9 protein-coding genes are annotated in these 12887 nt (G+C 32.9%); 4 read left to right on the top strand and 5 right to left on the bottom strand.

Features of this window, described 5'->3' with window-relative positions:
* The first annotated feature begins 566 nt into the window (after nt 1-566).
* On the top strand, nt 567-2906 hold the full coding sequence (locus ABDV70_RS10595) for a sensor histidine kinase (protein WP_343597621.1): 2340 nt from the start codon (nt 567-569) through the stop codon (nt 2904-2906).
* 1 nt (nt 2907) lies between these two features.
* Nucleotides 2908-4821 (top strand): hypothetical protein, encoded by a 1914-nt coding sequence (locus ABDV70_RS10600; protein ID WP_343597623.1) that lies wholly within the window; start codon nt 2908-2910, stop codon nt 4819-4821.
* 2 nt (nt 4822-4823) lie between these two features.
* Here ABDV70_RS10600 and ABDV70_RS10605 read toward each other — a convergent pair whose 3' ends face one another.
* From ABDV70_RS10605 to ABDV70_RS10620, 4 genes are all read right to left on the bottom strand, one after another.
* Nucleotides 4824-5666: a phosphoadenosine phosphosulfate reductase family protein gene (locus ABDV70_RS10605; RefSeq protein ID WP_343597625.1), complete on the bottom strand. Its 843-nt coding sequence runs from the start codon at nt 5664-5666 to the stop codon at nt 4824-4826.
* Nucleotides 5663-8977 carry an ATP-binding protein gene (locus tag ABDV70_RS10610; RefSeq protein WP_343597627.1) on the bottom strand — a complete coding sequence of 1105 codons (3315 nt, stop codon included), beginning with the start codon at nt 8975-8977 and terminating at the stop codon, nt 5663-5665. The genes ABDV70_RS10605 and ABDV70_RS10610 overlap by 4 nt, the downstream gene beginning before the upstream one ends.
* On the bottom strand, nt 8970-9914 hold the full coding sequence (locus ABDV70_RS10615; protein WP_343597629.1) for a DUF4007 family protein: 945 nt from the start codon (nt 9912-9914) through the stop codon (nt 8970-8972). Before ABDV70_RS10615 ends, ABDV70_RS10610 begins: the two co-directional genes overlap by 8 nt.
* Before the next feature lie 407 nt (nt 9915-10321).
* Nucleotides 10322-11206, bottom strand: coding sequence for a hypothetical protein (locus ABDV70_RS10620; RefSeq protein ID WP_343597630.1), 885 nt, complete (start codon nt 11204-11206; stop codon nt 10322-10324).
* 330 nt (nt 11207-11536) lie between these two features.
* On the opposite strand from ABDV70_RS10620, the gene ABDV70_RS10625 reads away from it, so the two are divergent.
* Nucleotides 11537-11791 carry a hypothetical protein gene (locus tag ABDV70_RS10625; protein ID WP_343597641.1) on the top strand — a complete coding sequence of 85 codons (255 nt, stop codon included), beginning with the start codon at nt 11537-11539 and terminating at the stop codon, nt 11789-11791.
* A gap of 139 nt (nt 11792-11930) precedes the next feature.
* On the opposite strand, the gene ABDV70_RS10630 is transcribed toward ABDV70_RS10625, so the two are convergent.
* The gene (locus ABDV70_RS10630; protein ID WP_031966179.1) at nt 11931-12143 is read right to left on the bottom strand and encodes a helix-turn-helix transcriptional regulator; all 213 of its coding nucleotides are present in this window, start codon (nt 12141-12143) and stop codon (nt 11931-11933) included.
* A gap of 223 nt (nt 12144-12366) precedes the next feature.
* On the opposite strand from ABDV70_RS10630, the gene ABDV70_RS10635 reads away from it, so the two are divergent.
* Nucleotides 12367-12849: a hypothetical protein gene (locus ABDV70_RS10635; protein WP_343597633.1), complete on the top strand. Its 483-nt coding sequence runs from the start codon at nt 12367-12369 to the stop codon at nt 12847-12849.
* The last annotated feature ends 38 nt before the right edge of the window (nt 12850-12887 follow it).

Raw genomic sequence — 12887 nt, forward strand, 5'->3', positions numbered from 1 at the left:
GTGTCGTTTTCCTAGAAAAATGTCAGCTTATCTGTCGTATTTTCATGAAACTGATTGTCGCTTAGTTCTCTAAATCTTTGTTTTATAAAAGGCACCAATGTCAACATATGTGTCGTGTGACGCGTTCGCGTCACGCGTAAGGCGACATATAAGTTTTCCCTAGCGACAAATGAAATTTCCTTGAAATAAAAAATCCGACTTCATGTCGGATTTTTTATTAGTATTTAGAGTAGATTCATTTATCTTCTGTCAATTTATCTTCTGTCAATTTCTCATTCAGGCCGTCCGCTGAATGACAGTTGATGTGAGATTTTTGACGCATATTTCGAGATTGTAATAATCTCTCTATCATGCGATACATAAGTTGAAACTTACAACTTACCATTACGCAACACATGTAATGACACTAGAATAGAAAAATCCGACTGACGTCTGATTTTTTTTAGATATATTTAAGCTTATCCTATACTTGTAAAGCTAAAACCGAAAAAACAGAATATAATCTTGTTAAAAATTTATAGTTGGGCTTCAAATACCCCCAAATCAATATTAGAGATTAATAATTTATGAGCCATTCATTTAAAGTTGCAGCTAGAACCTTACGCCATTTAGGAGGAGAATTAATAACGTCTGATGAAATGGCTCTTAATGAATTAATTAAAAATGCTTTTGATGCGGGATCAAAGAGAGTAAAAGTATTTATTAACTACCCTATGAATTTAGCTGTACTCTCAAAAACGCTAGAAGATTTCACATCTTTAAAAATCAATAGAAACAAAGCCTTAGAGCTAATAGAGATCAATACCAAACTCTATATCAACTCACTCAACACGGCCCCCCTCTCTACTTTTCTAACTTATATTGATCAAGTATTAAGTACCATTAATGAGCAAAATAAATTTAATATAATCTCCGAAATTAAAGATAATTTTTACAATATAAAGATATGTGATACTGGTCATGGAATGACCGAATCAGAACTCGAATCAGTTTTTTTAACTATTGGTACTCCCTCTAAGTTATCAAAGAAATCAAATGGAGATCGTATCCTTTTAGGAGAAAAAGGAATAGGCCGATTATCTATGATGAAGTTAGGAAATAAGGCAACTGTAATAACTAAAACCATTGATGATCAAATATGTAATTCAATATTTTTTAATTGGCAAGATTTTGATAATCCTGATTTATATCTTGATGAAATCATCATTGAAACTCAAAAAATTAATTGTCCAGAAACATTTATAACTGGCACACAAATTCATATCACCGAACTATTATCTGATTGGAGCTTAAAAAAAACAGAAATATTTGTAAAAGAATATATTCAAAGACTAAGAAGCCCTTTTAGAGAAGGGAAGTCTGACTTTCCAATTGATATTTTATTAAATGATACCAGATTAAATATAACCCCTATCCCAAGCTGGTTAAAAGAACAATCTAGTCTACAGGCAGAATATATATTTGAGCCTTCTCAGATAAATTCAGCTCTCCATGGAAGCTTGATATGGAAAGATTCATCAGCACAAGATATTAGAAGTTGGTCAGTTGATGATCTATCTAGAATACTAAACACTTCAAGTTCTCAATTAAATCTTTTAGGTCCGCTTAAAATAAAGTTTCTCTGGTTTAATCGTAAAGATCTAATTAGTACCGTAGAAAGAAGTCTCAAAAATATTAAAGAGGAATTAAATTTATGGGTGGGCGGATTTAGTATTTATAGAGATGGTTTTAGAATAGGATTTACTGGTGGATTAAATGATGATTGGCTAAAAATGGATAGCAAGGCACTTAAAAGTCAAGGTTATACTTTCAATCGCTATCAAACTGTTGGTGAAATATCTATTAGTAAAATAAAAAATCCAAATTTAAAAGATACAGCAAGTAGACAATCATTAATTAATAATAATGAATTTGAACTATTACAAGACCTCATATCAGAAATAATTATTAAAGATACAAAAAGTCGAATCGAAGATAGAAAAAAAATATTAGAAATTGTTGCAACTGATGCATTCATAAAATCCTTAGATAAATCTGATGAATCATATAAAAAGGCTAGTGAAGCCTTAAACACATTATCAAATAATGGAAGCCAAGAGGATAAAGATATTATTGACATGGCTCAAAATGTTATGAAAAATCAAAATGAGCTTATTAATCAATTAAATGCAAAAATGGAAAAGGCTTTCGAAACCAATACGGATATATTGGAATTAGCAAATTTGGGACAAATGGTAGATATTATTGCTCATGAGTTAGCTCGCATAACAGAGAATACATCAAATCTTTTAATTCGATTAAAAAATAGCGAAGACAATAAAGAAGAAACGTCAAACATAATGAATGAATTACGTAAACAAATAATCGCAACTGAGAAAAGAATTAGAAGTATTGATGTATTAAGCCCGGCAGTAAGACAAAGAAAAGAAAGTTATGATATTACAGCGCAGTTTAAAACAATACTTGAAGGATACGCACCTAAACTTCAAAGACATAATATTAATTATAAAATAACTGTTGATGATTCCTCTGAGCTAAAACCAGTGCAGGTTACGATGGTTAGAGGATTAGTAGCACAAATTATGGAAAACTTACTGACCAATTCAGTATATTGGCTTGACCAAGGGTTAAAAATTGGTGAAAAAGAAAAATTAATTGAACTCAATATTGAGAGCGATACTAAAATTATATATATCCGAGATAATGGCCCAGGGGTTGACCCAGCTTATCATCTAGATATTTTTAAGCCCTATTTTACAAATAGAAGAGGGGGTAAAGGTCTTGGATTATATATAGCCGCAGAAATTGCAAAATACCACGAATCAAAATTATATTTGTCTAATGAAATTGAACAAGATGGAAAGTTAAGAACTTTTATCATTGAATTACCGAAGAGCTCTATTTGATATGAAACCGACCCCAGAACAAAGCAAAAAGAAAATCCTTATCATTGATGATGAAATTGAGGGTATTTCTCTCAAAAAAGCTCTTACAACTGCTAATACATTCTTTGAAGCTTTAAGAGATCCTGATAGTGAAATTCGGGAGGAAATGGATAACTTTCTAAATAAGCATCAAAACCAATTTCGTAATCAATTGGAAACTGATGGTACTGTTCATGAGGCTTTTTTTAAAGAAGTAATTCTTTCTGATAGTTTTAAAAATAGCTTATCTACATCTTCATTAACTTATAAATCTCTTTCAAGCTTATATCAGGAAAATGAGTGGCTTCTTCGTATCAAAGAGCTAATTACAAAAGCATTTCCTACTGACGTCTATGAAGTTAAATGTTTAGAAAATATGAACAATACCAATATTGATGAATTAGATAAGTTTGATTTATTGATAGTTGATTGGTTTCTTGAAAATGGTTACAGTCAATCTAGTGATCTACTTCTTAAGCTTTCAGAAAAAGATAACCTACCAGCAATTATTTTATTAACTAGTCATGAAAATATATTAGAGTCAAAGACAAAATCTGACTTTTATATAAAAACTAGAATTAGTGGTGCTGGTTTAACGATATTAATTAAAAAAGAAATTAGGGCAGAAAGTTTTGGCTATATTGGATTAAGAATGCTGGCTGAGAAAGCCATTAAACAAAGACCAATAGCAAATGCAAGTAGGCATTATATTAAACAATGGGAAAACGTTTTAGAGTCAGCCAAACAGAATACTATTAAGTCTTTATGGCAGTTAGATACATTTATTATGAAAAGTATTCATACAGATGCGATTTCAGATTCCCAACCATATAGCAATCATTTTCATGATTTCATTTCACGTGAACATTCATGGCATATGGAAACTAATACCGCACTAAATACATATGCAGATAATTTAGGAACCGCACTTAATGAGCATAATTACAATGATTTATTAACACATCATTCAAATGAAGACTCCATAACACTGCATAGAGAGTTATTACAACATTATTCTTTTCAGGGTGGTGTTAATACTTTCAAAATCCATGACATCACTAAAGATCAACTTCAACGGGAGATTTTAGAGAAATTACCATTTGGAGCTGTATTAGTACATGCAGACAATTCAACCTCAGACTCATACGAAGCTTTTGTCAACATCACTCAACCTTGTGATCTAAGTGGCCTTATTCGTAACCAACCAAATAATTCATTAATATTCATGACATTATCATTAAAAAAGAGATTAGTAAAAAACTCTATGTTTTTTGATACTTCAACCTATCATATTTATGGACTTACTTTAAATGATACTCTCTATGACATGACTCCTAAAAACAAACAACTATTAGGTATAAATTTTAATGAATTTTATCAAAAATTTAGTAACTATAAATTAGTTGGAGTCTTACGTAATGACATAACTATGAGTTTACAGCAAAGTACTGCAGCCTCCATTATTAGACCAAGCCAACCTAGGACAAATAGACCATGTTTTGGTTTAGCAAAACTATTTCTTATTTCATGTTCATCAACAGGAGAGAAAAAGTGTATTAGTTTCCCAAATGAAATTGAATTCTTAGGTTCAACATATAAATTAGATAAAACTAAAAATCTATTACAAATTATAGGAAATAATTTGGCTTCAGCTGCTTTTTGGATATGCCAAGAACTAGAATTTAAAGACAATTCAGATGAGTTTAATACCACTTATAGGCTATTTCATGAAAGTATTGATATCTCAAAACTACCAAGCATTTCACATAAGACTACAGTAAGAATGCTACCAGTAGACTCTCTTGATGATCATTCACAAGCAATACAAGGTATCCTAGATAAAATCTCTAGGAATAAAAATACAATTTGCTTAACTTATGAAAAATTCCATGATTAAACTTATTTATGGCAAACCAAACAAGCCCCAGCCCCCTCATCCTCCAAGTATAGATCATCAATATCAATAGTATCTATTCTTTGGGGGCGTAGTGGATTAACAGGTTTTCGATGCATAGCCCTTTGTTTTCTTAGCTCATAATCTTTATAAATTTGTGCCAACCTCTCAGGTTTTTCAAGATCACTTAGCGATTCTCCTCGCGTCCAAGTAAATGGAGAACCTGAATCTATTGCTGTTTTCTCATAAGTCTTTGCATCTTCAAATGCTTTAGGGTGGCGTTCTTTTAATCTTGCCCACTCAATTTTTTGTTGAAAGAAACAAAACGTACAACCACTTCTAGAACGCCATTCATAATAAGCTGGCAGTCCAATACCGGAGGACTCTAGCAAATCATAAACACCTGGCTTATCAATCCCATGTTCACGAAAAGGCAATATAACTTCTAGGTTTTTATGTTGAGACACCAAACCTTGACGATGATCTTCATCTGCACGAATTGCAACATAGCTATATACTTTATCTCCCTGATCTAGCCATGGTTTAATCCAATTTTTAAAAGGTGTGAGCTTTAATTGTCTGGTACACCATCGGGTCTGTGCACTAGGCAAAAAATTATTGTATTGACGAAGCCAAAAATCAAAATCACGATCGCCATTAATATATTCGATTTTCTGACCTAAAAAACCTTCAAGCTTTGCTAGGAACTCATAAACTTCAGGAAGTTCTTTCCCTGTATCGGTAAAAAAATAGCGTATTTTTAACTCGGGGAAATTTTGACGCATATAGATTGCAAGAGCTGCGCTATCTTTTCCTCCTGATAATCCTAAAACATGATGTTCAGTCATGCCTTACCTCCATCCACATGCTGTAGCTCTTGCATTACCTTAGAACCTGCATCAACTAAAGCTGCCAAGAACACTTCTTTTTTATATTGCCCTTTTTCCAGTGCCTCAATTAACTGATTAGATAGTCCTTCAATATCATTAGCATCATGTTCAGAAACATCAAAAGAGCCTGTTATAGTTTGCTTACCACCCAAAACAATCCCTATAGCCTGTCTAGTTGGTTCTCTCTCACGGATACCAGCGAAAACCTCAAGACGTCGAAATTCAGTTGCCCATGCAATAAGTTGAAGCTCGCCTGCATCTATATCATGATCTGTCCATGTATCACTTGGCTTACCAAGTGCCAACATTAATAAACCTTCTAACTCATGAGTATATCCACTATAAGATGCCATACGAGTAATAAAAGCCTCTAATCTAAACTCAGCACCAATCCCAGATATATTTTTTGCTCGCAGATGCAGTAAATCTAAATTAATATTTTGTTGATCTAAAGCAGTGAGTAAATTTTTCTCTATTTTACGTAATCTAATTTCAAAGATAGAAATAAGCTCATTGATGACTTCCGAGGTACGTTCAACTATTAACTCTGCATTAGTAGACTCAAATACAGCAGGTAAATCAGTGAATAGTACCTTATGGGGATCTGAAGCATGTAAAAGCATATCTCGAATAACTTTCGCTTCTTTAGATAGTGAATTAGTTTTACGAGTCCATGCCGGGAGCCCAAAAACTATTGATACTAAAGCTCTAGCTGAGTCTAACGGTTCAACTCTAACTGGATAGCTTAACTGTGATGATAAAGAATTGGCTAAGAGCTTCAACATCCTTTTCTCACTAGTCTTAAGCTCTACAAACCTCCAACTGATTCTTTTAGGTGACTGCAACCATTCATCAATTGATGTTTCATTTAGATCTGGGGTAAACATCCCATCCGTATAAACGGCAATATACTGTTTATATGAGATAAAAAAAGCCCAAACTAAAATTGGCTGTAAACCTTTCTTTACACCAAAAGGAGCTTTAGATAATAAATCAAAAATTTCAGAGAGATTGACTACACCCTTTGCTTTACTTATGAAATCTTTTATTCCATTCCATACCCCAACAATATTACATGGATCAAATTCTGCTTCAGGTGCACATATCTCCCAAGTATCATTTTGATAACGATGAATATTGAAGGCCTTAATAGTTGTTCTATAAAGGCTGGCAGCTGCAGACATATTCTCAAAACCTAGGTTTTCAATATTGTCATTTGCAAGCAATGCTCTTAAAAGATCTTTCTGGGCTTTAACTGCACTAGTTGAAAGAGTATTTCTGTTAACAAGTTCACTACTAACTTTAGGAGATAAATTAAAAATTTGATCAGCCAAATCTGATGCTATTTTGGACAAACTACCAGTAAATGTCTGCTTACCCCACTGCCATAAACAATTATTAAAAGCATATTTTAACTCATCATTCAAAGTTTGCTTGACGAGTTGAATTCTTGCTAACACTTCTCTCATAGCAATACTATCAGAATGCAATTTGAGGCTATTATTTCTAATAAACTCTAAGCTTGCGAGTTCCTTCGCTAACCCTTGGATATTATCTCCATTTTTAGGGAAACCAACTAAGACTCCTTTAGCAAAAGCTTTTGAAACTAATTGTTCATTCTTGCCTATTTCATCTTTATCTTTATCTTTAACAATAATATCAGGAATTACAAGTAGGAACTCACCAAAAGCACTTCCTTGAGTCTGGAAAGAGTCAATATGCTTTTTCACGTCTCTTTCAGAAACAATAGAACAGTTTAACCACCTCATAGCCCCTGTATTCCAATAATGTCTACGAGCCGTTATAGGGGTAAATGCAAGGGTATTTTTTAATTCTTTATAATCAACATCCAACACATTTGAAGTGGCAGTATTTAGTGCAGCTTCAATATCAAAATCACTTCCTGCATAAACACCCCAAGCACCTGTATGTTTTCTAAAAATTAAAATTGATGCTTTTGCTAAGTCATTTAAGGCATCCTGAATTTCAGTAATAGATGCGTTAGGCACTGAGCAATTCAATAACTGATCCTCAGCAACGAGGCCTGATCCATTTCTAAATATTTCGATAAGAGCAATTGTTTTAACTAAGTTTACATGAACATTCGAAAAGATCGCCTCAGCTCTTTCAATAGCATCTACACTGATTGACCATCTATGTCCATCTACAGAAGCTAATATTGCTTGTTCAAAATTAACCCGTAGATAGTCCCAAAATTGATGAGGCCAATAATAGTCAAATATCTCGCCATCCATTCCTTGTAATACTTCAGAAAATCCTAGTGGCTCTACCGAAGTTAAAAAGCTAAAGATACTGCGTTCATTCTGACCAAATTTTTTCCTTGATGCAGGTCCTAACATAACAGCCATTACGGGATGAAGTGGCCAACATGCTTCCAATAAAACTGAAAGATTCGATACAGCGCTTGGTCTTCTTTTGTGAATAACCTTGGAGACATTTTCAGCAACTTTTCTTGCTTCTTCATATTGAGTCTCAACATGAATCGCCTTACCTATTAACTCCAGAGTTTCATCCGTATTTGTAACTAAAGGAATATCAATATAACGGCCTTGTACTTTCGCCCACTCTTGTTGGACGTTACTTCCTAACTTAGCTGCATATTGCTCAAAAGATTGATGTAAGATCCCGATAATAACAAGATTTCCTTTACATCTTGCCGCTGCTTCAGCAAGGTCCTGATAAAATCCTATATCTTCTCCAGAATATGCTGCATACTCTAAAAATTTTCCAAGCTCATCAATTAATAATAAAACCCCAGATTTTTTTGGCAAAACCTCCGTCAGCTTAACCAATTGATTTATAATCGAATCTTCTTGATTAATTAGTGATTTATATTGTTCATCTATGGAGTTTAACGTCGTCTGAATTTGCGATTCAATTGAAGTCTTTTTCCCTACTATCGGCAGTACAATCCAAGGTTCATCTGTGTAGAAATATTGCTTAATACCAACATTTATTTCATCGCCCAATATAGAGCGTGACAAATCTCTAATATCTTTCTTTTCATTAACACAAGAAGCTAAAGTTAAAGCAAGAGATGACTTTCCACCACCATATGGTCCTGTCCAAGTAAATGCTTTCTGTTGTGACTCCTGTAAATAACTACCTGTAATATCAAGTAACTGTTTTGCAGGAGACTGTAAAATGTAGCCACTTATTGCATCGGCTCGACCTAGATCAGTATCTAAACGAATTGAGCGTAAGAAATTACGATGTACTGATACTAATTCTGATAATTTCTTACTCATACGCACCTCTTAAAATTCGCATTTTTACAGATCCCAAAGTTTCTGTACCAATTCTACTCACCTGACGAATTCCAGAACTATCAGTCCACTGCAAATAATTATTAGTAATCTCTGAAATTCTTGAAAGACGATCGCCAACGGCACTTTCATCCAACTTGAATACTCGCCCAGGAGACCCGTAGTCATGAGCAATTAAATTAAATGACAAAGTTTTTTGAGAAGTATTAGTAATCAATTCCCATTGTTCCCAAAAATCTAGTAATGCAAATGCAAAAACCTGATCAGGTAATGAATATTGATTTCCTCTATTAAAACGATATTGCCCTTTACTAATTTCTGATAGTAAACCAATGCCTGCAAGTAAAGGTTCAATATTATCCTCTGTATCATGCGATGAAAAATAGCACTTCAAACTTGTCGTTATGTCAGTTGATAACGTTACATCAGACCTGCCTTTCTGATTAGATAGGGCTAGATCAGAAATAAGTTTTTTCACCTCCAACTCAGTAAAGGTCTGATTTTGAATAAAATTATAAATAGAATAAATAGTTGCTGTACGTCTTGCCCTTCCGGCTAGTAACCAATGTAATAACCAAAGAGTAGCTTCACTTTCTAAATATTGATCAACGCCACTTTTCTCATCAAAGAGTAAATATCCAATTTCTCCAATTTCGAATCCATTCTTATCCGTATGTTCTCTAATAACATCACAAGCTAATGCCCAATGTTTAATAGCCGCAACCATATTCTTACCAACACCAAATCGCTCAATAGCGTCAGGAGCTGAAAAAACGGTTTTAGGAGCATAATCACTATCAGCTTCATAAAACTTAAAAACTTGGTGATATGCCTTTTTTAACCACAATTGACGTAAAGGAAAAGTTTCATGCCCTGAAAACATAGGCTTCATGGTCGAAGGAAAATTTATTTTATTCATTGGCTGGTGATTCTATCCAGTAACTATTGTACTTACTGGAACATTCTACCAGTAGAAACAATAAAACTAAATTGAATCTCTGAGAATAGCTATCAATACTCACAAGATTGTTTAAAAAACAAACGAAAAGAAAGAATCCACAACAATATGCGATGCGTACCCTATAATTAATAAACAATCATAAGCTTACATTAAAGCTCAACCTTACATTCTAATTAAAAATTTTTAATATGATTGATAAGATGCTAAAAAATAATATTTTTTTTAATTAATTTTTTTATTTTTATGCTCCCCGCTAATTTAAGTTATTAATAACTATGAAGTATTATTTAATGATAAAACATTTCAGTAAAAGAAGCCACTCTCAGAAAGGTGGCCTATACATCCAATCAAGCTATCTTCAATACCTAGTAATCACATTTATACCATCCCTGCTTATCATCCCATATAACTCTCCCTGACTCTAACGGTGTCTGTTTATATAAAACATTTGGTCCTGATGAGATTTGATTGAAATTATTCAACCAACCTTTGATATTGATTTTCAGATTAGTACGATCATTTGAAAAACCTTCTAAACTAGCGATGACCAAACCATCAACTTGCCGATACGTTGCCTGCCCTAGAACGATAGTTCCTGTAAATTCAGACAATCCTGTATTTTTACAAATCGTTTGACCAATATCTTTCGGTTTAGGAGCATTGGTTATGAGATTTCTCTCATACTTATTTTTCAATTGTTGTTGTTCAAGTTTGTATTGTTCAATAGCTTGCTTTTTCTTATTGTCTTCAATATTTTTCTTTGACTGGTAGGCAGCTACATTGTTATATACTTCATCATCAGAAATTACAAATGTCTTTAAAGTTACCAAATTTAAAGGCTGATTGATTCCACCTATACGTGATGAGGTAGGCTCAATTGAAACATTCCATGATTTTTTTGATGCACATTTAAATGTGCCCATTGCAGAGGCCAGACTTTGATTATCTAAAGCCGAAATATGTGTACCTTTTAAATAACGAAAATCGCTTTTAGACATTTGAAAAAAACGTCCCTCTTGACTAGTACATAAGTTACTCATATAGGCATGAGGAATTAAAGCATCAGGCACATTTGGTTGAAATAGATACTCTTTACCATTGTCATCTTTACCATTGAGAGATTTAGACATGATTAAATTATTCGGGGTTTTATAAGCTTTTACATCACTAGGCTTGATTGAATCAGCCGTTACACACCCAATAAAAGATAAACATGAGCTGACAATAATAAATAAATTTATATTTTTCATAAAGATGATCCCAAAACACACAAAACCAAGTATTTTTACTATTATTAAGTGAAGCAAGATTAGCATAAAAGAGGATTATAATCCTCAAAATATATTAAGTTGATCTAGAATGCCTTAAATTTGGAGTTGTGTTTCATGTCTAAATTTCCAGATGACTACCGAATGACACGTCAAGAAATAGACGATTTACGTCAAGATACTAAGGATGTACTGCAATCGCCTGCCTATTTAGCACTGCAAAGTCAAATAAAGCCATTAAATTTATCAAAAGTTAGAATCTTAGGTACATATACTTATATAACTCGTACCCTACTAATTATTACTGTTCCAATTAGAAAGCAAACGAATGAGCGTGATATCGCTAAAGCAGCAGCCTATGTACTTCGAGAAAGCTTTATTAAAGCTGCACGTACTGAGAAAGTACTTTACGTAGAAAATGATACTCTATGGAGTAAGACTCCACTTGGTCAACCAGTTTTCATTAAACAACTATTTGGACGACATCCTAATCTTTCAAAAAAAATTGCTAATCGCAGAACATTTAAAATTAAAAAAGACAGGTTAACGGTGCAACCAAATAAATGATTTTAAATCAATAATCCCCCCAATTAGCACCCTGACTTAGATACACTCACTTGTGAAACAAGTTATACAGCTTTGATTATCTACGCTAAATATACTGGATATGCGGATTTAATATTCTAGATAATAAGGTTATCCCTCATTAATCTCTCGGCAATAAAATTTGAGGTTCGACTTCAAGGATATGGGCGATTTCATAGAGCTTAAGAACTGTAATATTCACTTCTCCCCGCTCAATTCGACCTAGATAACTACGGTCAATATTACAAAGTAATGCTAATTTTTCTTGGGTAATTTTCCGATCAACTCTACATGTGCGAATCGCAAGTCCAATTTTTTGTGCTAAATCGTTCATAAGTTCTATTCCCATAAAGAATAGAACTATTCATTTTTGAGGATTAAGTATCCACGGCTTATAATCCTCATCAACTATAGACTTATAAAAATACCCCTGCTAAAACAGTAATAATCTAAAACTTCTTAGAGATAGCCCACATGAAAAATCAATTTTTTCTAATATGTTTAGGCACAAATGAATAAAAGGGACTATAATCCTCATTTTTATTGTAAAATTTCAGATGGACGAAATTAAGCATGCGCTTAAATCAGAATTTCTTTTGCTGATTGAGAACGAAATTCTTCTTACATGGTACAAACCAAAAGATCTTTGGATAAAATTTGGGAATCAATCTCAAGCAATTAAATCGCAGACCTACTCTCTTATACGAGAATTAGAGAAATTTGGATATGTAAGAAAAAAATATGATGAATCTGGTAATTTTTATTATTCAGAAACCGATAAATTGACCGAATTTAGAATCATACACTGCAAGGAGAAAGCTACAAGAGTCTTAACTGAAAAGCTCAAATTAATTGAACTTGAGAAAACAGGAAAAGTTTTGGAAATACAGCTAACTATAGAACTCAGCAAACAATTTCCTGACATTAACTTTTGCCTTAAAAATCATATAAAAAACAACCAAGATATTTTAAAAAATTTAGACTATAAAAAGAATATTATATCCAGCATTCTTAACGATATAGAATCATATATTGATTAATATAAATAAAATATTTAATTAATGTTTATTATTTTTAT

Source organism: Acinetobacter sp. (genome assembly GCF_039596015.1).
GTDB lineage: Bacteria > Pseudomonadota > Gammaproteobacteria > Pseudomonadales > Moraxellaceae > Acinetobacter.